Source organism: Gordonia sp. B8661-1 (genome assembly GCF_059427765.1).
Genome location: NZ_JCAHRL010000003.1, coordinates 128,394 through 151,970 on the forward strand (window position 1 = coordinate 128,394; position 23,577 = coordinate 151,970).

At 66.1% G+C, this 23,577-nt stretch carries 19 protein-coding genes and 2 pseudogenes; 20 read left to right on the forward strand and 1 reads right to left on the reverse strand.

What is annotated here, in order from left to right; translation table 11 throughout:
- Positions 1 to 205 precede the first annotated feature (205 nt).
- The 12 genes and pseudogenes from rsmD to AC4JJG_RS08105 all read left to right on the forward strand — a co-directional run.
- Positions 206 to 763, forward strand: coding sequence for a 16S rRNA (guanine(966)-N(2))-methyltransferase RsmD (gene rsmD, locus AC4JJG_RS08050; protein WP_495400981.1), 558 nt, complete (start codon positions 206 to 208; stop codon positions 761 to 763).
- Positions 753 to 1,856 (forward strand): NAD(P)H-dependent flavin oxidoreductase, encoded by a 1,104-nt coding sequence (locus AC4JJG_RS08055; RefSeq protein ID WP_495400980.1) that lies wholly within the window; start codon positions 753 to 755, stop codon positions 1,854 to 1,856. Before rsmD ends, AC4JJG_RS08055 begins: the two co-directional genes overlap by 11 nt.
- Positions 1,857 to 1,879: 23 nt before the next feature.
- A complete protein-coding gene (gene coaD / locus AC4JJG_RS08060; protein ID WP_495400979.1) occupies positions 1,880 to 2,368 on the forward strand; it encodes a pantetheine-phosphate adenylyltransferase in 489 nt (162 codons plus the stop codon).
- Between the two features lie 107 nt (positions 2,369 to 2,475).
- Entirely contained in the window at positions 2,476 to 3,303 is an 828-nt protein-coding gene (locus tag AC4JJG_RS08065) for a DivIVA domain-containing protein (RefSeq protein WP_495400978.1), read from the forward strand.
- A 39-nt stretch (positions 3,304 to 3,342) separates the two neighbouring features.
- On the forward strand, positions 3,343 to 4,032 hold the full coding sequence (locus AC4JJG_RS08070) for a YceD family protein (RefSeq protein WP_495400977.1): 690 nt from the start codon (positions 3,343 to 3,345) through the stop codon (positions 4,030 to 4,032).
- An 87-nt stretch (positions 4,033 to 4,119) separates the two neighbouring features.
- Entirely contained in the window at positions 4,120 to 4,815 is a 696-nt protein-coding gene (gene rnc / locus AC4JJG_RS08075) for a ribonuclease III (RefSeq protein WP_495401037.1), read from the forward strand.
- A 1-nt stretch (position 4,816) separates the two neighbouring features.
- Positions 4,817 to 5,710: a bifunctional DNA-formamidopyrimidine glycosylase/DNA-(apurinic or apyrimidinic site) lyase gene (mutM, locus tag AC4JJG_RS08080; protein WP_495400976.1), complete on the forward strand. Its 894-nt coding sequence runs from the start codon at positions 4,817 to 4,819 to the stop codon at positions 5,708 to 5,710.
- 83 nt (positions 5,711 to 5,793) lie between these two features.
- Positions 5,794 to 6,435, forward strand: a complete 642-nt coding sequence (locus AC4JJG_RS08085) for a type III restriction endonuclease subunit M (protein ID WP_495400975.1) — start codon at positions 5,794 to 5,796, stop codon at positions 6,433 to 6,435.
- On the forward strand, positions 6,432 to 8,033 hold the full coding sequence (locus AC4JJG_RS08090) for an Eco57I restriction-modification methylase domain-containing protein (RefSeq protein ID WP_495400974.1): 1,602 nt from the start codon (positions 6,432 to 6,434) through the stop codon (positions 8,031 to 8,033). The genes AC4JJG_RS08085 and AC4JJG_RS08090 overlap by 4 nt, the downstream gene beginning before the upstream one ends.
- Positions 8,030 to 10,531: a GIY-YIG nuclease family protein gene (locus AC4JJG_RS08095; RefSeq protein ID WP_495400973.1), complete on the forward strand. Its 2,502-nt coding sequence runs from the start codon at positions 8,030 to 8,032 to the stop codon at positions 10,529 to 10,531. The genes AC4JJG_RS08090 and AC4JJG_RS08095 overlap by 4 nt, the downstream gene beginning before the upstream one ends.
- Positions 10,528 to 11,415, forward strand: a complete 888-nt coding sequence (locus AC4JJG_RS08100; protein ID WP_495400972.1) for a restriction system modified-DNA reader domain-containing protein — start codon at positions 10,528 to 10,530, stop codon at positions 11,413 to 11,415. The genes AC4JJG_RS08095 and AC4JJG_RS08100 overlap by 4 nt, the downstream gene beginning before the upstream one ends.
- A 106-nt stretch (positions 11,416 to 11,521) precedes the next feature.
- Positions 11,522 to 11,662: pseudogene (locus AC4JJG_RS08105) on the forward strand (zinc finger domain-containing protein); the annotation flags it as partial.
- 21 nt (positions 11,663 to 11,683) lie between these two features.
- Here the strand turns inward: AC4JJG_RS08105 and AC4JJG_RS08110 are convergent.
- The gene (locus AC4JJG_RS08110; protein WP_495405752.1) at positions 11,684 to 12,538 is read right to left on the reverse strand and encodes a hypothetical protein; all 855 of its coding nucleotides are present in this window, start codon (positions 12,536 to 12,538) and stop codon (positions 11,684 to 11,686) included.
- 445 nt (positions 12,539 to 12,983) lie between these two features.
- Between AC4JJG_RS08110 and AC4JJG_RS08115 the strand changes: the two are divergent.
- The 8 genes and pseudogenes from AC4JJG_RS08115 to AC4JJG_RS08150 form a co-directional block, all read left to right on the forward strand.
- Positions 12,984 to 14,141 (forward strand): annotated as a pseudogene (locus AC4JJG_RS08115) (Cmx/CmrA family chloramphenicol efflux MFS transporter); the annotation flags it as partial.
- A 107-nt stretch (positions 14,142 to 14,248) separates the two neighbouring features.
- On the forward strand, positions 14,249 to 14,599 hold the full coding sequence (locus AC4JJG_RS08120; protein ID WP_495400970.1) for a YciI family protein: 351 nt from the start codon (positions 14,249 to 14,251) through the stop codon (positions 14,597 to 14,599).
- Positions 14,600 to 15,805, forward strand: coding sequence for an RNA polymerase sigma factor (locus tag AC4JJG_RS08125; RefSeq protein ID WP_495400969.1), 1,206 nt, complete (start codon positions 14,600 to 14,602; stop codon positions 15,803 to 15,805). It abuts the gene before it with no gap.
- Between the two features lie 170 nt (positions 15,806 to 15,975).
- Positions 15,976 to 16,407 carry an OsmC family protein gene (locus AC4JJG_RS08130; RefSeq protein WP_495400968.1) on the forward strand — a complete coding sequence of 144 codons (432 nt, stop codon included), beginning with the start codon at positions 15,976 to 15,978 and terminating at the stop codon, positions 16,405 to 16,407.
- A gap of 4 nt (positions 16,408 to 16,411) precedes the next feature.
- Positions 16,412 to 16,696, forward strand: coding sequence for an acylphosphatase (locus AC4JJG_RS08135; RefSeq protein WP_495400967.1), 285 nt, complete (start codon positions 16,412 to 16,414; stop codon positions 16,694 to 16,696).
- 85 nt (positions 16,697 to 16,781) lie between these two features.
- Entirely contained in the window at positions 16,782 to 20,390 is a 3,609-nt protein-coding gene (gene smc / locus AC4JJG_RS08140; protein ID WP_495400966.1) for a chromosome segregation protein SMC, read from the forward strand.
- 107 nt (positions 20,391 to 20,497) lie between these two features.
- A complete protein-coding gene (gene ftsY, locus AC4JJG_RS08145; protein WP_495400965.1) occupies positions 20,498 to 21,943 on the forward strand; it encodes a signal recognition particle-docking protein FtsY in 1,446 nt (481 codons plus the stop codon).
- A gap of 278 nt (positions 21,944 to 22,221) precedes the next feature.
- Positions 22,222 to 23,562, forward strand: coding sequence for an ammonium transporter (locus tag AC4JJG_RS08150; protein ID WP_495400964.1), 1,341 nt, complete (start codon positions 22,222 to 22,224; stop codon positions 23,560 to 23,562).
- The last annotated feature ends 15 nt before the right edge of the window (positions 23,563 to 23,577 follow it).

A 23,577-nucleotide genomic window follows, 5' to 3' on the forward strand; every position in this document is an offset into this window, starting at 1 on the left:
TCGAAGCCGCGTGTGCCGTCCGGACCTCTGTCGGCCACCGTACGCGAAGCAGACGTTTCCGGCGAGGCGAAATTCTCGGACTGCTCGTTCGGTCAGGTGTGGATCGGCCTCGTCGGCGTCACCTCTCCGGGGTGAGGAACAATGGGGTCATCATGAGCAGCACGCGCCGAACGGCGGAGACGTACGAACCTCGGAGGCCGCGCCGATGACCCGGGTCATCGCCGGTGAACTGCGCGGACGACGATTGCGTGTGCCGGATGACGGCACCCGTCCCACCTCGGACCGCGTTCGGGAGGCCATCTTCAACATGCTCGATGCCCGCGTCGACCTCGATGGCGCGCATGTGCTGGATCTGTATGCGGGCTCCGGGGCGCTCGGCATCGAGGCGCTGTCGCGCGGGGCCGGGCGGGCGGTCTTCGTCGACCTGCGGCGTAAGGCGACGTCGGTGATCGATGCGAATCTGCGCGATTCGGGCGTGGCCGGCCGGTCGTCGGTGCTCACGCGACCGGTGGGCACGTTTCTGTCCGAAGCGAGCCCCGAGGCCTTCGACGTGGTGTTCCTCGATCCGCCCTACGATGTCGGCAACGCGGCACTCGGCGCGGACCTGTCCGCACTGATCGCCGGGTGGCTCGCCGAGGACGGCCTGGTCGTGCTCGAACGCGGGACGCGGTCGGCGCCGACGGTCTGGCCCGACGGCCTCACTGCGACCATCGACAAGAAGTATGGCGACACACGTGTGGAGGTGGCATTCCATGACCGCTGATGCAGCCCCGATTCCGGGCCTGCGAATCGGAACCCTCGCGACTCGCCTGCCCTTCCTCTGCGCTCCCATGGCCGGTGGGCCGACGACCCCGGCTCTGGTGGCCGCGGTGAGCGACAGTGGGGGTCTGGGCATGCTGGCCGCCGGTTACCTCACCCCGGACGCACTGGCGGATCTGGTCGTCGATGTCGAGCAGCGGACCCGGAATCCCTACGGGGTCAACATCTTTCTGTCGGGTCCGGATGCCCTGGCCGGGGATTCCGGCTCGGTGGGAGAGGGACTCGAGCGCTACCGCGGCGAGTTGGCGGTCGATGCCGAACGGCGCGGCGCGGAACTCGGCGAGCCACGTTTCACCGACGAGGACGTCGACGCGAAGATCGCGATGCTGGCCGATCATCGGCCCGCGATCGTCACCTTCACCTTCGGGGATCCCGGGCGCGAGCGGATCGATCGCATTCACGACACGCTGGGTGTTCCGGTCGCCGTGACCGTGAGCAATACGGCGGAGGCGGCGGCCGCAGTCGCGTCCGGGGCCGACGCGCTTGTCGCCCAGGGGCGCGAGGCCGGTGGTCACCGCGGACTGTGGCGCGACGATCCCGACGCTCCCTATGGTGGAATCGCCCTTGCGGCAACCGAACTCGTCCGCGCCATCCGCGAGTCGGATATCCCGGTCGACCTCCCGGTCATCGCGGCGGGTGGAGTGATGGACGGTGCCGCGGCAGCCTCGATGATCGCGCTCGGAGCAGACGGTGTGCAGATGGGCACCGCGTTCCTGTGCGTCGACGAGGCGGGCACGTCGGCGCCGCACCGCCGGGCGATCCTGGAACGGCTCTACACCGACACCGTCGTCACGCGGGCCTTCTCCGGCAGGCCCGCACGTTCGCTGCGTAATGGCTTCACGCAACGCCATACGGATGCCCCCGCGCTCTATCCCCACATTCATCACATGACCAAGCCGCTGCGTGCCGCGGCTGCCGCCGCCGACGACCCGGACGGCATCAATCTCTGGGCGGGCACCGGGTGGCGAGCCGCGGAGACGGGCGGTACCGCCGACCTGATGAGGCGTCTGGAAGCGGAGTTCATCGACGCCGCGTGATGCTCCGTCGGTAGATTCGCGGCATGACCTCTGCCGTTTTCCCCGGTTCCTTCGATCCGTTCACCGTCGGCCATCGCTACATCGTCGAGCGGGCCGCCGCCCGGTTCGACGAGTTGGTGGTCACCGTGGTGGTCAATCCCAACAAGCACGGGCTCTTCGGCGTCGACGAGCGGATCGAGCTGATCCGCGAGGACTGCGCGGATCTGCCGAATGTGCGCGTCGACCGCTGGACCGGATTGCTCGTCGACTACCTGCAACGCGAAGGCATCGACACCATGGTGAAGGGGCTGCGTTCGGCGACGGACTTCGACTACGAGGTGCCGATGGCGCAGATGAATCGCGACCTCGCCGACGTCGAGACGCTGTTCCTGCTGACCGATCCGCGGTACGCCCACGTGTCGAGTTCGCTCGTCAAGGAGGTCGCGAAACTCGGCGGGGACGTCGAACCCTTCCTTTCGCCGCATATCTACCAGCGCCTGCAGGCGGAACTGGCAGGCGAACGTCGGGTCTGACCCGATCTGCGACACGCCACATCCGCTTCACTAGTCACAAGCGCAACATTGGGCACAATGGTCACAGATGTTTCACCGCCGAAGGCATGTGCCGGATTGGGGTAGCTGTGTACCGGGTTTTTGAAGCGCTCGACGAGTTGGTCGCCATCGTCGAAGAGGCGCGAAGTGTCCCGATGACCGCGGGCTGCGTCGTTCCACGCGGCGATGTCCTCGAATTGCTCGACGACATCAAGGACTCCATCCCGGGTGAGCTCGACGACGCCCAGGATGTACTCGACCAGCGTGATTCGATGCTGGATAACGCGCGCCAGCACGCGGACTCGGTCATCACCAAGTCCGACGAGGAGTCCGAGTCGGTCCTCGCCCACGCGCGCGCCGAGGCGGATCGCATCCTGTCCGAGGCGAAGGCCCAGGCCGACCGTATGGTCGACGAGGCGGGCAATCATGGTCGTCAGCTCGTCGACGAGGCCTCGGGAGAGGCGCATCGCATCTCCACGAGTGCCGCTCGCGAGTACGAGGCCGTCACCGGCCGGGCGCGCGCCGAGGCGCAGCGGACCATCGACAACGCCAACAACACCTACGACAAGTCGGTCGCCGACGGCATCGCCGAGCAGCAGCGCCTGGTGTCCGAGGCCGAGGTCGTCGCCGCCGCGAAGTCGGAGGCCGAGCGGATCATCGATGCTGCGCACGCCGAGGCCGATCGCCTGCGCGGCGATTGCGATGTGTACGTCGACGAGAAGCTCGCCCAGTTCGAGGAGACCCTCACCGGAACCCTGCGTTCGGTCAATCGTGGACGCCACCAGTTGCGTACCGGTGCCGGCATGCACGACTACGTCGAGTATCCGCGTGCCGCCGAGGAGCCGGGTGCTTCCCGTTCCACCGTGGGCGACCTGCGTGACCGAGTGGCCGATCAGGGGTCACCGCTGGCCGTGTGAGTGTCCGTTCTGTGACCACTACGGCGTATCGTGCAACGTGTGGCTGATCAGGCAATGACACATCACGAGGGGAAGGCGAAGCGCGAGAAGACCCGGCAGGCGGGTGATGCGGTCGCCGGAGCCGGTGACTCGCAAGGCCGTGACCTGCAGGCGCGCGACCCGTTCGTCCTCGATGTCCGGTCACTTGGGCGTCGTCCCGGCACGATGCAGGAGGTGCATCGGACGGTCGTCGCGCCCGAACGCATCGGCGTCGAGATGATCGGCATCCCGGCCGGCTCGGAGATCGACCTCGACCTTCGCCTCGAGTCCGTCAGTGAAGGCGTGCTGGTGACCGGCACCGTCAGTGGTGAGACCGAAGGGCAGTGTGCGCGCTGTCTCGAACCGGTCGACGGCACCGTGACGATCTTCCTCACCGAACTGTTCGCGTATCCGGACAGCGAGACGGAGCAGACCACCGACTCCGAGGACGTGCACCGCCTCGTCGACGATCGCATCGACCTCGAGCAGTCGATCATCGACGCCGTCGCGATGGAATTGCCGCTGTCGCCGCTGTGCTCCGACGACTGCCCGGGGTTGTGTTCCGAATGTGGTGTCCGCCTGGCGGTTGCGGAGCCGGATCACGGTCACGACATTATCGATCCCCGCTGGGCGGGTCTTCGGGAGAAATTCGGCGGCTCGTCGGAGGCATCCGCCGATCCGCAGAACCCGGAATCCCGAGGCGGTGACTGAGTACCCGTGACCGACAACGACATCGTGACGTCGGCGGACTCCGCCGCCCCTGCCGACCGGGGACGTTTCGCCGACCTGCTCGAGGCCATGCGTGCCTCACTCAGTGACGACCTGCTGACCTTGGCGCTGACCCATCGGTCCTACGCGTACGAGAACGGCGGCTTGCCGACCAACGAGCGGCTCGAGTTCCTGGGCGACTCGGTGCTCGGCGTCGTCATCACCGAACGTCTGTACCTGCGTTATCCCGAGAAATCCGAAGGCGAGCTCGCGAAGATCCGGGCCAGCGTGGTCAACATGCACGCACTCGCGGACGTCGCGCGCGGACTCGGTGACGGCGGACTGGGTCGGCACCTCTTCCTCGGACGTGGCGAGGAGATGACGGGCGGCCGGGACAAGGACAGCATTCTCGCCGACGGACTGGAATCGCTGTTCGGCGCTCTCTACCTCGACCACGGGCTCGATGAGTGCAAGGTCATCATTCTCGGCCTTTTCGACGAGATCATCGGGCGCGCAGGTCATCTCGGCGCCGGACTGGACTGGAAGACGTCGCTGCAGGAGTTGTCGGCGGAACTCGGCTTCGGGCCGCCGCACTATCAGATCACTTCGACGGGTCCCGACCACAACAAGGAGTTCACCGCGGTGGCCGTGGTGGCGGGGGAGAGTCTCGGTGACGGTTCCGGCCGCACCAAGAAGGAGGCCGAGCAGAAGGCGGCCTCGCTCGCGTGGAAAGCCCTGACCGAGCGGAACGAGGCGAAGCCTGCCGAGCAGGCCGATGTGAGCTGACGTGCCCGAACTCCCCGAGGTGGAGACCGTTCGTCGCGGTCTCGCCGAGCATGTGCAGGGCCGCCGGATCTCCGCGGTTGAGGTGCTGCACCCGCGAGCCGTGCGGAGGCAGCCCGGCGGCGCGCCCGATCTCATCGGACGGTTGGCGGACGGACAGATCACCGGCGTGCATCGACGCGGCAAATACCTGTGGCTCGACATCCTGCCCGCAACCGCGGTCGATGAGCGGGACGTGGTCCCGCTGGTCGTGCACCTGGGTATGAGCGGTCAGATGCTCATCTCCGAGGCCGGCGCGGAGGATCATGTTCATCTGCGAATTCGTGCGTCCCTCGACGACGGCAACGAACTGCGCTTCGTCGATCAGCGGACCTTCGGTGGATGGCACGTCGACGAGTACCGCCACCCCGACAATCCGGAAAGTTTTGGCGCGGTATCGCTTCCGGAAACCATCGCCCATATCGCGGCCGACCCCTTCGATCCGGTGTACGACGCCGCGGCGACCAATGCGGCCATCCGCCGCCGCGACACCGAGATCAAGCGGGCGCTGCTCGACCAAACGGTCATCTCCGGCGTCGGAAACATCTACGCCGACGAGGCGTTGTGGCGCAGCAAACTTCACGGCACCCGATCCACCGCGCGCCTCAGCCGCGCCAAGGTCGCCGAACTGCTCGACGACGTGACGGCGGTGATGGGGGAGGCGCTGGTCGTCGGGGGCACATCCTTCGACGATCTGTATGTGAACGTGAACGGACAGTCGGGATACTTCAGCAGAGAGTTGCATTCATATGGCCGGGAGGGACAGCCCTGCCACCGCTGCGGTGCTGTGGTAGTGCGTGAGCAATTTATGAATCGGTCTTCGCACTTCTGCCCGAACTGCCAGCGTCGACCACGATGATCTGTACTTGCGATCGTCGAGCGGATCAAGCTTATTTACCAAGCTTGCCTGGGTTGGCCGTGCGTACCTGGAAGGATAAGTCCATGCAGATCAAGACGCGGCAGCGAGTCCGCGACCTTGCCGAGGTCTACACACACTCCCGCGAGGTCAACGCGATGCTCGATCTGGTTCCCGGCATGTTCCCCAGCGACGAGGACCCGAGCAACACCGACCGTAAGTTCTTCGAGCCCGCCGCTGGGTCGGGCAACTTCCTCGAAGAGATTCTGGTCCGCAAGCTAGCCTTCGTTACGCGCGAGCGGCACCAGACCGGACAGCAGTACGAGCACCGCATCCTTCGTGCACTGGCGTCGATCTATGCCATCGACATCGACGCGGAGAACGTCGCCGAGTCCAAGGATCGGCTGCGCAGCGTCATCATCTCGCATCTGGACCAAGACCTGAACACGCGAGAGGTCACTGCTGGCTTCGCTGGCGCGGTCGGGGCCATCCTGTCGACGAACGTCGTTCAGGCCGACACCCTCGCCGGCCTGAACTCAATCGAATGGATCGACTACCGGCCCGGTCGCAACGGGACCTTCATCCGAGAGTGGTCCACCGTCGCCGGCGAGCAGGACCAGCTCGACCTGTTTGCCCTGCCCAAAATCGACACCAAACCGGTACCTTACGCGCTACTGCAGGCTAACCCTGAGCCGGTCACCGGCCAGGTCCAAAGGATCGGCGCATGAGTCGATTCAACCAGCACGTCCCCGACATCCTCGACTGTCTGGCTCAGCTGTCGAACGACGAGGTGCCGACTTCGCCGAGGTTGGCCCGCGCCATGCTCGACCTGTTGCCCGAGCACGTCTGGCACGAGCCGAACTATCGCTGGCTCGATCCGTTCAGCAAGTCAGGGGTGTTCCTGCGCGAGATCGCCACGCGACTATTCGGCGGTCTGGCTGACTGGGAACCCGACTTCCTTGCCCGCCGCGACCACATTTTCCGCAACATGCTCTACGGTACCGCGATCACCGAGATGACTGGGATTATCTCCCGCCGCAGTGTCTACTGCGCCGCTGACGCCTCCAGCAGTTTCAGCGTAGTCCGCTTCGATGACGCGCAGGCGAACATTCCGTACGTCCCGTCTAAGCACGATTTCAACAACGACGGGCGTTGTCGCCGGTGCAACGCTCCTGAAGACCTTGAGCGCGGTGACACCCGCGAGAACTACGCCTACTCATTCATCCATGGCACATACCCCACCCAGGAGATGACCCACATGCAGTTCGACGTGATCGTCGGCAACCCGCCATACCAGATCGACTCAGACGGAAACACCCGCACAATGCCGATTTATCAGAAGTTCGTCGAGCGGGCAATTGACCTCGATCCACGCTACGTCCTGATGATCACCCCGTCGCGCTGGTTCACCGGCGGTCTCGGTCTCGACGAGTTCCGCACCCGGATGATTGCCGACCGGCGCCTGTCGAAGCTGGTGGACAACCCAAAGGTCTTCGACTGCTTCCCGGGTGTGAAGATCCGAGGCGGCGTATCCTACTTCCTGTGGGACCGTCAGCATGACGGAGACTGCGAGTTCTCGACCCGCATTGACGGCAAGGTCATCTCCACGATGACCCGCGACATCAGAGACGGCGACGGTGTACTCCTTCGCGACAACCGCGCCGCCTCGATCGTCGAGAAGGTCACATGCGCAGACTACGAAACCGTCGACAAAGCATTTGCGCCACAGGTGCCCTTCGGTCTGCGCACCAACTACAAGCATTCCGCTAACGCGCCGTTCCCGGACAGCATCCCCCTCATCTACGGCAACAAAGTCGGATACGTCCGCACTGACCAGCTTGAGCGTCTGCACGACTGGGTCGACCGATGGAAGGTACTGATCCCGAAGGCTGGCAGCGGCGATACGCCACTGAACGACGAGGGGCAGATCGCCGATGTCGTCACGGGAGCACCGATCGCTGTCGCTCCTGGCTCCGCTTGCACCCAGACGTACCTGATCGCTGCCTCGTTCGACACTCGCAGTGAAGCAGAGAACTACGCGAACTACATGGCGACGAAGCTTTACCGCTTCCTCGTGCTCCAGCGGAAAGTCACCCAGGATCTCACGCCTGATCGTTTCAGCTTCGTCCCGATGCTCGATATGACCCGTGCCTGGACCGACGAGGACCTCTACAACCACTTCAAGCTCTCCGAAAACGAGCGCGCCTACATCGAGTCATCGATCAAGCCTCGCTCAGTGAATCTCTCTCTCGACTCGGCGATCCCGGCCAGTCACCTTCCCGGCGGAGAAAAGTACCGTCCCGGCAAGGTCGAGGACGACGAATGACCAACCGCATCTACGCCTACACCGTCGTCGGCAAGGACTCCGAGCCCTGGGAGCGCGCCGAGGGGTCCGCGCTGGTGACCGGCGAAGGCCTCGTCAAGGTGGGCCAGACCACTAAGGGCACCGCCCGCGCGCGTATCAAGCAGCAGCTGAACACCGCCTATCCCGGCCTCAAAGGCGTCGAGATACTCCTCGACGAGCCGGCAGAGCGCCCAGATGGCACCGAGTTCTCCGACCACGACGTCCATGCGGCGCTGGTCGCTGCGGGCGTCAACCGCACCGGCGGTGAATGGTTCGAGGCCGCCCTCGACGAAGTCAAGGCCGCCATTGCTGTGGTGCGATCGGGCATCGCCTACCAACCCAAGCGCAACCAGACCTTCGACATGCGCCCAGAGCAGCGCAACGCCGTCGAGATGACCGCCGAATACTTCCGTGACCATAAGGATGACAACAGGCCGCCCAAGTTCCTTTGGAACGCCAAGATGCGCTTCGGGAAGACCTTCGCCACCTATCAGCTGGCCAAGAAGATGGGCTTCAAACGCGTCCTCGTACTGACCTTCAAACCGGCTGTGGCCACTGCCTGGCACGACGACCTCATCTCGCACGTCGACTTTGACGGCTGGCTGTACGTCGACAAGACCACCGACCCTGCTGAGCGCGACGCTGCCGCGGACTACGACGGTCCTGTCGTGTGGTTTGCCTCGCTGCAGGATCTGGGCGGCCGCGACGCCGACGGCAATATCAAGGCACACAACGAGGTCATCCACCTCATCGACTGGGACACCATCGTCCTGGACGAATACCACTTCGGCGCCTGGCGCGATTCGGCCAAAGCCCTGTACGACCCCAGCGATGCCGCCGAGGCCGAGCTGGAAGAGCCCGACGACGAGGTCACGGAGGAGGAGATCGCCGACGAACTCAACGTCAGTGCCGATCACTACCTGTACTTGTCGGGCACACCGTTCCGGGCGATCACCGATGGCGAGTTCACCGAGGACGCGACCTTCAACTGGACCTACGTCGATGAGCAGCGCGAGAAGGCCAACTGGGCCGACCCACTCCACCGGAACCCGTACCTATCGCTGCCTGGCATGGAAATGTACGCCTACGACATTGGCACCGGCGCGGCCGAGTACGCCGACGACGGGGAGTTCGACGGCTTCAGCCTCAACGGGACGTTTGCCGCCACCAAGAACCCCGACGGTACATGCGCCTTCGACCGGCCCGACGAGGTCGCCGAGTTCCTGGAGATGCTGCGCGGCAAGCTAAGCGAGCAGATGAAGCTGCAAGTCCAGGTCCAGGACAAGCCGCCGTTCCCATACGAGGCTTACCGCTTCAAAGAGGCCGTCAAGCACGCAGTTTGGTACATTCCCACCGTCGCTTCCTGCTTCGCTATGGCCGACATGCTCGCTGCCCACCCGTACTTCTCCCAGTTCGAAATCGTTTCCGCCGCCGGCGACAAGGCCGGACAGGGCGCCGCTGCGCTGCCTCCCGTCGAGCGCGCCATCACCGACGTCAAGCGCGGCGACGGTGTCGGATCGATCACTTTGTCCTGCGGCAAGCTGATGACTGGCGTGACCGTGCGCGAGTGGGGCGCGATCCTTATGCTCCGATCGCTCAAGAGTCCCGAGTCCTACTTCCAGGCCGCCTTCCGCGTGCAGTCCCCGTGGGCCTACCGCGACGCCGAGGGCAACCTCGACGTGCTGAAACCGACCTGCTACGTCTTCGAGTTCGACCCCAATCGGGCGCTGAGCCTGGTTGCCGAATACGGCAGCAAGCTGGCCGCGACACGGGACACCACCACTTCGCAGGCGATAGGCGAGCTGATCAACTACCTGCCGATCTACGGCTTCACAGGCGGGGCCATGAAACAGCTCGATGCCAGCGCCGTGCTCGAATGGGCCACCGCCGGCGTCGGGGCCACGGCTCTGGCGAGTCGATGGAATTCCCCGTTGCTCGTTGACGTAAACGAGCGAACCCTGGCCGCGGTGCTCGACCGTCCCGACCTGATCGAGACGCTGGAGAACATCGAGGACTTCCGAGCGCTGGTAGACAACGCCGAGCTGGTCATCACCAATACCAAGGACCTCAGGAAGGCCAAGCGCGAACAGGGCGGCAAGCTCGACGGCGACCAGAAGAAGAAGCAGACCGAGACCGCCAACCAGCGCAAGGAGATCCGGAAGAAGCTGCAGAAGTTCCTCGCCAAGATCCCGGTGTTCATGTACGTCACCGACTTCCGCGAGGAAGCCCTCAGGGACGTCATCGAGTCGCTCGACTCAGACCTGTTCGAGCGCGTCACCGGCCTGACCGTCGAGGACTTCAAGGTGCTCAACGACATCGGACTGTTCAACGCCCAGCACCTCAACCACGCGATCTACCAATTCAAGCGCTTCGAGTCGGCGAGCCTGGACTACGCCCTGACGCCCGAGGAGCGCGAGCATCGCCGCACCCATGAGCAGATCGGTCTGTGGGACACAGTCGAGACGGGAAGCCCTTCGTGAGCGCCCAGGTCATCGCGGTCAACGTCCAGATCCCGTCCGCGACCACCGCGCCGGTGGTCGCGGATTTCACGACCCACGCGGTGCGCGTGGGCTACTTCCATCGCCGGGACTGGCAGAACCTCCCGGCGGACGACTGGAACACTCCCGGCGTCTACGTCCTGATGACGGCCGACGGCTCAGGCGTCGTCTACGTCGGCAAGTCGGTCAAGCTCAGGGGCCGGATCAGCACGCACCACAGCGACCCGCAGATCGCCTGGCAGCGCGCCCTGGTGGTCAAGCGCGATACGAGTCACGGCTTTACCAGCGCCGACGTCGGCTACCTAGAAGGCCGTCTGGCCGCCGAGCTGGCCGCGATCCCTGGCATCACCGTGCACCGCGGCAAGGAAGATCGCGACGACACCCTGCCCCGGCACATGGAGCTAAGCTTGGACGAGCTGCTCGGATCGATCCTGTCGGCAGTCCGCCTGGCCGGCCTCGACGTGCACAAGCCTGCGGACCTACCTGACGAGGACGAGGAAGCTGACGACAACGTCCACGGAACTGCCGAGGTCTCACTGCGTAGCGGCGCGACCCGTCGGCGGCGCCGAACAAAGAAGGCCAAGCTGCCGGAGCTGGTGGCCGCCGGGCTGATCAGCGCCGGCACCGAGCTGCATCTGAGTCAGGGCGGTACGAGCGCGACCGGCACCGTGTCCACCCAGGGTGAGATCGTGGTCGACGGCGTCGCGTACAGCTCTGTCAGCAAGGCCGCTCAGACAGCCCTCAACAGCGGCAGGGACCAGACGACACAAGTACTCTCCTCGAATGGCTGGACTACCTGGCGCATCGGTGGTCCGGCCGGGCCGGTGCTGGACTCATTGCGCGACCAGTACACCGAGATTCAGTAGCGCTAACCCACGATATGTAGACCAGCATTGGCGGACCACCGAGGCCTTGCCGCCGAGCGATCGTGGTGCGCTAGCTTGAAGCATGAACGCAACTGAAGGTGCGTAGTCCGGTTACTTCGAGCGATCCCTGAATGCCTATGGGCGAGAACATGAACCGTGCCGCCGGTGTGGTGCGATCATGCGTCGCGAGCAGTTCATGAATCGTTCGTCGTACTTCTGCCCGAGGTGTCAGCGACGATCCCGGTAGTGGTGGCGGGTGGCGATGGCGTCAGGTGTGGCGTTCGAGGCGGTAGTGCAGACGAAGCGCCCGGAATCGTCCCACCTTCAGTTCGTGATCGGTGCGGAGAACGCCTTCGTCGTCGACATACACCCGGAAGGACTCGCGCAGCGGCGGCTGTGCCGAGTACCACTGATCGCCGAACAGCACCGACACGTAGGCGCCGTCAGCGCCGAACCGCTGGGAACGGGACGTCAACGTCAGAGCTCCGTCCGGTTCGGCGCGCGGCGCGAGAAACACGTGGATATTGCCCAGTTCGAGTGGAAAAGCAACGGCGACGTGCGGCTGGCTCAGCCCCGGCAGCACGGCGGACCGGTAGAACCCGCTGTACACCGCGGAATCGTCGAGGCGGAGGCGCCGTAACCATGCCGCACCTTCTCGGCGTCCTGCCTCGTCGGTGACGATCCGGATCTCGCTCGACATGCCACGGCTCACCGACAACGGTTCAGTCGGCAACGCGAGTTGTTCGACGCGCCGTCCGAACAACGCTGCGACTGCCATCCCGCCGGGAGCGAACATCGGGTTCCATTGTGACCACACCTCCATCCGCCACGATCCGGTCCGTTCATAGAAGTCACGCACCGTCGGGTGTAGCTCTGCCGCACGGAAATCCGGGCCATCGAGGGCTGCCATGTCGTCGAACAGTCCTGCAGCCGGCGATGGGGAAGCCACGCTTCCGCGCTGCTCGTAGTCGTGCAGCCAGGCGTCGCCGACCGCATGCCTCACGTTGTGCGGTGCGGCCAGGAATGCGAACTCCGCTGTAGACGGGTCGATTCGCCGGCCGACAGCTCGCCACCACTGACGGCTCAAGGGATCCAGCACGTGCATCATCGATCGGCGGGTCACCGTGTCGCCTGGTCATGTCGGTACGTGGAGCTTGCCAATATGCGAACCATGCGCAGACTCTAGCGAGCGATGATTCACGAGTTTTCGGTACCTTACCGACGAGATCCGAGTAGGAAACCTACCGGCGGTACAGCATAGGCAGTCACCTTCTTTCTGCGTGACCCAACGCGGCATATGTCATCGGAAGGTCCCGTATCGGCGCTCAGTCCTTGTTGAGTGGAGCCCAGCCTCATTCGTCAGTAGCCTGTGGGCATGTCGAGTCCCGAGTGGGACAGGTCACGGGTTGCCGGTCACACCGTCAGCCCGTAACCCAGTTCATAGATCCCGCCTGTGAAGCACTGACCAGGCGCCGTCCGCATATAGCGGACTGAGTTCGGCTCCCGTGGGGAGGCTGGCCGTGGTGACCGGAAGAGCCATCTTCTGACCACTCACCTCGGAGTATTCAATGCCTTTCGCTCTGTACGCCCTTGCTCTTGCGGTATTCATCATGGGTACCTCGGAGTTCATGCTTGCGGGTCTGCTGCCCGAAATCGCCGCCGATCTCGACGTCACCGTCGGCACAGCCGGCCTGCTGACCTCTGCATTCGCAATCGGGATGGTCGTCGGCGCTCCGCTGATGGCCGCGTACGCTCGCAGGCTGCCGTCGCGGGCAGCGCTCGGTGGTTTCGTGATCTTGTTCGCTGCCTGTCATGGAATCGCAGCATTGACACCGGACTTCGCAGTACTCCTCGCCGTCCGCGTGCTCAGTGCTTTCGCCAATGCCGGTTTTCTCGCCGTCGGTCTGGCCGTGGCGACAAGCCTTGTGCCAGCCGACCAAAAGGTGCGCGCTCTCTCTATCTTGTTGTCCGGCACGACGATTGCCATGATTGCGGGTGTGCCCGCAGGAGCGTTGCTCGGTACCGCGGCAGGATGGCGCGCCACGTTCTGGGTCGTCGCACTGTTATGTGATCCTGCGGCTGTCGCAATCCTCTGCGGCGTCACAGAGAGTCGCACACGGTCGGAGGCTGCCGCCGAGGCGCCGAGGCTGCGCGCCGAACTCGATCAGCTGCGGTCGCGCCGTCTGATCATCGCAATGATTCTCGGATCGCTGGTTAACGGAGGAACCTTTGCGGCCTTCACCTTCTTGGCGCCGGTGATCACCGACGTCGCCGGATTGGGGGAGGTGTGGGTCCCCGTCACGCTTGTCGTGTTCGGGGCCGGGGCATTCGCGGGTGTTACAGCGGCAGGCCGTCTCTCTGATGCCCGGCCGGGGCTCGTACTTGCCATCGGCGGCCCGCTGCTCGTGGCGGGATGGATCCTGTTCGCGGTAGTGGCGTGGCAACCTGTACTGCTCCTGATCGTGGTCTTCGTTCAGGGAATTCTGGCGTTCGGTGTCGGGGGCACTCTGGTCGCACAGGTGTTGTACGCGGCCGCCGACGCTCCGACGATGTCGGGCTCCTACGCCACCGCCGCGCTCAATCTCGGGGCGGCGGGAGGCCCCGTGCTCGGTGCGCTTGGTCTGGCGACAGGCGCCGGAGACCTGGCGCCGGTGTGGGTTGCATTTGCTCTTACCGTCGTGGCACTCATCGTGTTGGCCCTGTCACGGAGGACGTTGTTCTCGACTCGATACCCGGCGAAAGAAATCTCCGGAAGGATGTCGAATATCGGGGACTCCACACGTGTAGGTGGTGAGCGCGGCACTCAGGCCGGGCCACGACGAAGGAGAACGCCATGACTCAGTACATGCTCAGCAACATCACCCCGGCCGGCCGGACACTCGAGCCCGCGCAGCTTGAGCAGGTGATCGCGAAGGTCACCGCGGTGACACAGGAGATGCGTTCCGCGGGCGTGTGGGTGTTCGCGATGCCCCTGGCCGATCCCTCGTCGGCGACCGTCGTCTCCAGTCAGGGCGGCGACGTGACGCTGGCCGACGGACCGTTCGCGGAACTCAAGGAGTACGTCGGCGGCGTGACCGTGATCGACGTGACGGACCTGGATGCGGCGATCGGCTGGGCGGGCAAGGTGTCCGAGGCAACCGGGCTCACGATCGAGGTCCGTCCTGCACCGACCTTCGGGGCCTGAGTGTCGGCGACGGACGATGCGCAGGCAGCCGTACTCCGGGCATTTCGTTCGGAGTACGGCCGGACCGTCGCCATTCTGATGCGGACCCTGGGCGATCTGGCGGCGGCGGAGGACGCGGTGCAGGACGCTTTCACGGCGGCAGCGGAAAACTGGCCGGCACAGGGGGTTCCGCCGAATCCGCAGGCGTGGATCGTCACCACCGCCCGCAACCGGGCGATCGATCGCATTCGCCGGTCGCAGACCGAGGAGCGGTTCGCGCCTCAGCTGGCCCCGGATCCTCTTGTGCGGCAGAGCGATGACGACGATGAGCTCCGCATGATCCTCCTGTGCGCACACCCGAGTCTCTCGCCGGAAACGCAAGTGGCGCTGACGCTCCGGTTCGTCGGCGGACTGACCGCGGAGGAAATAGCGCGAGCGTTCGGTGCGGCGGAGTCGACCATTGCGCAGCGCCTGTCCCGGGCGAAGCGGAAGATCAAGGATGCACGCATCGGATTGCCGGATCCCGGTGCGATAGGGGACCGGTTGGGTGTCGTACTCGCCGTCGTCTATGCGATCTACAACGAGGGCTACGTGACGACCTCCGGACCGCTCAGTCGGGTCGACCTCAGTCAGGAAGGTGTCCGCCTGGCCCGTCTGGTCGTCGCTCATTCCCGAGGTTCCGTCGAGGCGAAAGGTCTTCTGGCGCTGCTGCTTCTCCTGCAGGCGCGCCGCCCTGCGCGTATCGGTCCGGACGGCGATCTCATTCCCCTGCCCGAGCAGGATCGCCGGGCGTGGGATCGCGCCATGATCGCCGAAGGCCATGCGCTGGTACAGGAATGTCTCGCCGTGAACCGGCCGGGCCCATATCAGCTGCAGGCGGCCATCCAGGCGGTGCACTGCGACGCCGAGACGGCCGCGGGCACCGACTGGCGGCAGATCGTCGCGCTGTACGACATGCTGGCACCGATGGTGCCCACGTCCGCGGTCCGCACCGCCCGGCTCGTCGCGGTGTCGCACGTCGACGGTCCCGAAGCCGCACTGGCCGAGGCCGACCCCGAGTCGACGGACCGGTACGACATGGCGGTCCGAGCCGACCTCCTGGCGCGCACCGGGCGGAGCGACGAAGCACGGACGCTATTCCTTCATGCCGCGGATGCCGCGACCAACGACGCCGAGGCACGTCATCTGCGGAGACGTGCGCGGGCAGCGGAGTCGCTGCAGAAGTAGAGTTCGAATGATCATTCGGTGTACTTGACCGGAGTCGTGTAGCGCGTGACGTACCAGCAGGCCCGAGGGGTGCTCGGGTGGCGACGTGCCGAGCATCGGGAACAATTCCTGGTGCAGCGGGCTTATAGGTTCCACGCTGCCCGACGACCTGATGGAGAGTGAGTTTCACCGTGACGACCCCAGAAGCCACCGCCCACACCGAACTCTGGGTGGAGCGGACAGGTACCCGCCGATACACCGGGCACAGTTCCCGTGGTGCCGAAGTCCTCGTCGGATCGCAGGATGTCCCAGGGGTTTTCACGCCGGGTGAGTTGATGAAGATCGCGCTCGCGGCGTGCACCGGGATGTCGTCGGATCGCCCGCTGTCGCGCCGGCTGGGGGATGAGTACGACGCGACGATCCGCGTCAGCGGTGAGGCCGATCGCGAGAACGAGGTGTACCCGCGGCTGTCCGAGGTCCTGGAACTCGATCTGTCGGAGCTCGACGAGGCCGCTCAGGAGCGTCTGCTGATCGTCGTGCAGCGGGCCATCGATGCGGTGTGCACCGTCGGTCGCACGCTGAAGGCGGGCACCGAGGTAGATCTCCGCATCGAGAAGGAGTGACGAGATGTCCGGGAACGACGACGTCCGGCTGACCGCGCACGTCCACGGTCACGTGCAGGGTGTCGGATTCCGGTGGTGGACGCGGTCACGTGCCTTGGAGCTGGGACTGGTCGGCTCGGCGACGAACCTGTCCGACGGCCGAGTCCTCGTCGTGGCCGAGGGGTCGCCGGCGGCCACCGACTCCCTACTGGCCGCCCTACGTTCCGGCGACACCCCCGGACGTGTCGACCTGGTCGTCGAGCGGATCGATCCGGCGCGCGGCGGTCTGACCGGGTTCATCGAACGTTAGCTGCACGGTCAAGCGGGTGACCGGACGGCGTAACCGGAGCCGGTATGCGCCGATCCCGCCACCACGGTGAGTATTCTGTACCGTCGTGCACCTCAAATCGTTGACCCTGAAGGGCTTCAAGTCCTTCGCGTCGTCGACGACTCTGCGATTCGAGCCGGGGATCACCTGTGTGGTCGGCCCCAACGGCTCGGGTAAGTCGAATGTCGTCGACGCGCTGACCTGGGTCATGGGTGAGCAGGGAGCGAAGGCGCTGCGCGGCGGCAAGATGGAGGACGTCATCTTCGCCGGCACGTCCGGCCGCCCGCCCCTGGGCCGCGCCGAGGTCACGCTGACCATTGACAACTCCGACGGCGCGCTCCCCATCGAATACTCCGAGGTGTCGGTCACGCGCCGGATGTTCCGCGACGGGGCAGGCGAATACGAGATCAACGGCAACTCCTGTCGCCTGATGGATGTCCAGGAACTGCTGAGTGACTCCGGCATCGGCCGTGAGATGCACGTCATCGTCGGTCAGGGTCGGCTGGCCGCGATCCTGGAATCCCGCCCCGAGGACCGGCGCGCCTTCATCGAGGAGGCGGCGGGTGTCCTCAAACATCGCAAGCGCAAAGAGAAGGCCGTCCGCAAGCTCGACTCGATGCAGGCGAATCTTGCTCGCCTCACCGACCTGACCGGCGAGCTGCGCCGACAACTCAAACCGCTGGGCCGTCAGGCCGAAGTCGCGCGACGCGCCCAGACCATCCAGGCCGATCTTCGCGATGCACGACTGCGCCTGGCCGCCGACGATCTGGTCACCCGGCGCACGGAAATGGCCGAGCACACCGCCGTCGAGGACGAGGTGCGCGGCCAGCAGGACGAGGTCACCGCGAGCCTCGACCAGGTGACGACCGAACTCGACGAACACGAACGACTGCTGGCCGAGGTCACACCGGCGGCGGCCGCGGCGGGACAGACCTGGTTCAAGCTGTCGGCACTGGCCGAGCGGGTCGACGCCACCTGCCGCGTCGCCTCCGAGCGCGGACGGTATCTGTCCGAGGCCACCACGCAGACGTCCGGGCTCGATCCCGAGGTGCTCGATCGGCAGGCCGAGGAAGCCGCCCTGACCGAGGCCGAGCTGGCCGAGGCCGTCGACGTCGCCGCCGAATACCTGGAGGCGGCGAAGGGCGAACTGACGCGCTGCGAATCCGAGGCGGCCGCGGCCGAACAGGCACATATGGCCGCGGTACGGGCCGTGGCCGATCGCCGCGAGGGCTTGGCGCGTCTCGAAGGTCAGGTCGACAATCTGCGCACGAAGTCCGAGTCCGTCGACGCCGAGGCGGCGCGTCTGACCGCGGCCATCGCCGCCGCGACCCAGCGGGCCGAGGAGGCGCAGGCGCGTCAGGATGCGACCGCGAAGACCCTTGGCGAATACGAAGCCGCCGAACAGGGCCTCGACGAACATCACGAGCGGTCGGTGACCGCTCTCAATCAGTCGAACGAGCGGGTGGCCTCCCTGCAGGCCGGGCAGCGCGAGGCCGAGCAGCGCATCGCATCGCTCACCGCACGCATCGAGGCGCTGTCGGTGAGCCTCGAGCGCAACGACGGCGGTGCGTGGCTCATGGACCACGCGCCCGACGGCCTGCTCGCCCCGATGTCCGAATTGCTGACGGTCGCCGACGGCTTCGAGACCGCGATCGCCGGCGCGCTGGGCCCTGCCGTCGACGCGATCGTCACCGTCGACGGTCTGGCCGCGGTCCGCGCGCTCGATGCGCTCAAGTCGGGTGACGGTGGTCGGGCCGCCCTGATCCTCGGAGGCCTGCCCACCGGTGCCGCGGCACGCCCCGGCATCGCCCTGCCGGACGGTGCCCGCTGGGCGTCGACGGTCGTCGAATGCCCCGATTCCGTTCGTGGCGCGGTCGACGTCGTGCTGGCGAACACCGTCGTCGTCGACTCCGCGCAGCTTGGACTGGAACTGGCACGAGCCCACGGTGTGTCCACGGTGACGCTCGACGGTGACCGGATCGGCCCGGCGTCGGTCGAAGGCGGATCGTCGCGGCGGCCTTCCACGCTTGAGGTGCAGTCGGCGATCGACACCGCGACAACGGAACTGGCTGCCGCGCAACGGAAAGCCGAGGAAACGGCGGCTGCCCTCGACGGTGCACTGAGCGATCAGGTGGACAGGCGAGAGGTGGCCGAGGAGGCGTTGGCCGCGCTTCACGAGTCGGATGCCAGCGTGGGCGGAACCTACGAACAGATGGCACGACTCGGGCAGGAGATCCGGGCGGCGGAGGCCGAATCCGGCCGGCTTGCCCGACAGCGGGACAAGGCCGAAGAGGGCCGCGCCGAGATGCTTGAGAAACTCCGTGAACTCGAGGAACGCCTGCGGTACGCGAAGGACGAGACGGACACCGAACCCGCCGCCACCGGGGACGATCTGACCAGGAGCGCGGCCGCCGAGGCCGTCGCCGCCGCACGCGCCACCGAGATGGAGGCGCGCCTGTCGCTGCGCACCGCGGAGGAACGGCTGGCGTCGGTGCGTGGCAAGGCCGACTCGCTGCGCCGCGCCGCCCAGCGGGAGCGCGACGCGCGCGTACGCGCCGAAGAGCAGGATCGCGCACGCCGGCATGCCGCATCGGTCGCGACGGCCGTGGCGACCGCGGGCGCGAAGGTCTCCGAACGCCTGGCCGTCGCCGTGCAGGCCGCGCAGGCCGGCCGCGACGAACTCGAACAGGTGCGTGTGGAACGCAGCGCGGGCCTCGACGATCTGCGCACCCGTTCGGCCGAGCTCACCAACCGGCTCAACATGCTGCGCGACGCGGTGCACCGCGACGAGGTCGCGCGCGCCCAATCCGCCCTGCGCATCGAGCAACTCGAGGAACAGATCCTGGAGTCGTTCGCCATCGCACCCGACGACCTGATCGCCGAGTACGGTCCCGACGTGCCGATGCCGCCGTCGGCGCTGGAGGTCAGCGAGTACGAGCAGGCCAAGGAACGTGGCGAGAGTGTGGTGGCGCCGGCTCCGGTGCCGTATGACCGGGCGACCCAGGAGTCGCGCGCCAAGAAGGCACAGAAGGACCTCAACACCCTCGGCAAGGTGAACCCGCTCGCCCTCGAGGAGTTCGCGGCGCTGGAGGAGCGATACAACTTCCTGTCCGCGCAGTTGGAGGACGTCAAGGCGGCCCGCCGCGATCTGCTGGCCGTCGTCGAGGAGGTCGACGCGCGGATTCTGCAGGTCTTCACCGAGGCGTACGCCGACGTCGAGCGCGAGTTCACGCAGGTCTTCGAGACGCTGTTCCCCGGCGGCGAGGGACGACTGGTGCTGACCGACCCGAACGACATGCTGACCACCGGCATAGAGGTGGAGGCGCGGCCGCCGGGCAAGAAGGTGAAGAGGTTGTCGCTGCTGTCGGGCGGGGAGAAGTCACTGACCGCGGTCGCGATGCTGGTCGCGATCTTCCGTGCACGGCCGTCCCCGTTCTATGTCATGGACGAGGTCGAGGCCGCGCTCGACGACACGAACCTGCGCCGGCTCATCGCGCTCTTCGAGCAACTGCGGGAACGTTCGCAGTTGATCGTCATCACGCACCAGAAACCGACCATGCAGGTGGCCGACGCGCTCTACGGCGTGAGCATGCGCGGCGACGGCATCACCACCGTCATCTCACAGCGCCTCCGGGGCGTCGACATACCGGTCAGCGCGGAGACGGACGCCGGGTGACCTCCCGGAAACCACGTGCCTGGTAATCATGGTTCAAGAGCACGGATCCCGTTGACGGACGAATCCGGCACGTCATTCAGCACGCAACAACGACAGGGGCATCGTCAGTGAACACCGGAATCATCATCGGGATCGTCGTCGCGGTGGTCGTCCTCGTCGCTCTGCTGGCGATCGGCATCGTGTTGTCGCGCCGCCGCCGGATCTCCCTGTCCGGTGATCAGCAGAAGCCGATCGACGGTACGACGCCGCAGGTCGAGAAGTCCGGTGGCTACCAGGCGGGTTCCGGCTTCACCTTCAGCCAGGGCGGATCGGTCGCGACGGCCGAGCCGCCGTCGCGACCGCGCGAGGAGATCCGTCGCGACGCCACCGCGTCCGCACCGACGACCGAGCCCTCGACCGATGAGGGACAGGAACCGGAGGCGCCGGCACCCGAGGCTCCGGGTCCGAAGGGGCCCGAGCCGGTGTCCCCGGCACCGGACGGTGTCGGTCTGGACATTCCCGGGGCCCAGACGCCGGAACAGGCGGCGCCCCCGGTCGAGACGCCGATCGAGAAGCCCGCCGAGGAGCCGACCCCCGAACCGGTCGTCGAATCCGAGGCTCCGGCAGCCGAATCCGCACCGGTCCTCGACGAGATCGCCCCGACCGCCGGACGTCTCGGACGTCTGCGCGGCCGGTTGTCGCGGTCCCAGGGCGCCATCGGTAAGAGCGTTCTCGGACTGCTGGGGGCAGGCGACCTCGACGAGGACAGCTGGGAGGAGATCGAGGACACCCTGCTGATGGCCGATCTCGGCACCGCGACGACCACGGCTGTGGTCGACCGCCTGCGCGAGGAATTGGCGACCAACAGCGTGCGCTCCGCCGACGACGCGCGGGCACTGCTGCGCCGCGTGCTCATCGAGCAGTTGCATCCGGAACTCGACCGATCCGTGAAGGCACTGCCGCACGGTGATCGCCCCGCGGTGATCCTGGTCGTCGGCGTGAACGGCACCGGCAAGACCACCACCACCGGCAAGCTGGCCCGCGTTCTGGTGGCCGACGGTCGCCGCGTGCTGCTCGGAGCCGCCGACACCTTCCGGGCCGCTGCCGCCGACCAGCTGCAAACCTGGGGTGAGCGCGTGGGCGCCGACGTGGTGCGTGGCAAGGAACAGGCCGATCCGGCGTCGGTGGCCTTCGACGCCGTCGTCGCGGGCGTGGACAACGGCGTCGACGTCGTCATGGTCGACACCGCCGGACGACTGCACACCAAGACCGGGCTCATGGACGAGCTGGGCAAGGTGAAGCGGGTCGTCGAGAAGAAGGCGCCCGTCGACGAGGTGCTCCTGGTCCTCGACGCAACCGTCGGCCAGAACGGGCTCATGCAGGCGAAGGTCTTCGCCGAGGTCGTCGACATCACCGGCGTCGTGCTGACCAAGCTCGACGGCACCGCCAAGGGCGGCATCGTCTTCAACGTCCAGGAACAGCTCGGCGTTCCGGTCAAGCTGGTCGGCCTCGGCGAAGGTGCCGACGACCTCGCGCCCTTCGAGCCGGAAGCGTTCGTCGACGCGCTGCTCTGACGGCGCGGATCTCGATACGCCCTCGGCTGGCGCCTCGTGCTACTCGATCAGCGGTTTGGTCGGGCCTCCCGCTGATCGAGTAATCGGCGAGCGCAGCGAGTCGATGTATCGAGATCACCTGCCGCGTTCCTCCCGACGAACAGGCGCGTTACGAACCGGAAATACAAACCCGTCATCGGTTCACATGCCTGAAACGCTTGCGCACCACTGCCGAAACCGCAGGCCGCGAAAGTTTCTCCAGGCGCTGAGAGGTCGGCGCATTCGAGGAGGTTTCAACAGTGGTTTCGGCACTGCCATCCGAGGTCTTCGGATCGGTCGACGCGGGTAATACCGCCTGGGTCCTCATCAGCGCATCACTCGTGTTGCTGATGACTCCGGCCCTGGCGTTCTTCTACGGCGGACTCTCGCGCGGCAAATCCGTCCTGAACATGATGATGATGTCCTTCGGCTCGCTGGCGACGGTCAGCGTCGTGTACGTGCTGTGGGGCTTCTCGATGTCCTTCGGCAACACGGTGACCGGGAAGGACGACATCGCCGGTCTCTTCTCCAACCCGTTCGAGCTGTTCGGCTCCAACCAGTTGATGGAAACCGCCGGCGACGGCGACGCCACCAAGTACGTGATGTGGACCGGTGTCGACACCGGTGTGCCCGCGGTGGTCTTCCTCGCCTTCCAGCTGACCTTCGCGGTCCTCACTGTCGCGCTCATCTCGGGTGCGGTGGCCGAACGCGTGAAGTTCTCGACCTGGCTGGTCTTCTCCGTGCTCTGGGCGACCATCGTCTACTTCCCGCTCTCCCACATGGTCTGGGGCGGCGGACTGATGTCGGGTGCCGAAAAGGGCTTCGCCGCGTGGATGTTCGGCACCGAGGACGGAGCCGCGAAGGTGGCGCCGATCGACTTCGCGGGTGGCACCGTGGTGCACATCAACGCCGGTATGGCCGGCCTGGTGCTGGCGGTCCTGGTGGGCAAGCGGCTGGGCTTCGGACGCACTCCGTACCGTCCGCACAACATCCCGTTCGTGATGCTGGGCGCCGCGCTTCTGTGGTTCGGCTGGTTCGGCTTCAACGTCGGCTCCGAACTCGCCGCCGACATGACCGCGGGCAAGGTCTGGGTGAACACCACCGTCGCCACCGCGGCCGCGATGATCGGCTGGCTCGGCGTGGAATGGGTCCGCGACCGTCATCCCACGAGCGTCGGCGCGGCCTCGGGTATCGTCGCCGGTCTCGTCGCGATCACCCCGGCCTGTGGGGCGCTCACCCCGGTCGGCTCGATCATCCTCGGTATCGTGGCCGGTGTGCTCTCGGCGCTGGCGATCGGTCTGAAGAACCGCTTCGGCTATGACGATTCGCTCGACGTCGTCGGCGTGCACCTGGTGTCGGGCCTGTGGGGCACTGTGGCCATCGGTCTCCTCGCCGAGGAGAGCGGCCTGTTCTACGGACACGACTACAAGCAGTTCGTCGTGCAGCTCGTGATCGCACTGTTCGCCCTGGCCTTCACCGGTGTGCTGACCGCACTGATCGTCCTGGTGCTCAAGCCGCTGGGCTGGCGCGTCAGCGACGAGGACGAGCACAACGGCATCGATGAGGCCGAGCACGCGGAGACGGCATATGAGATGGCGTGAATCCCCGCAGACCGA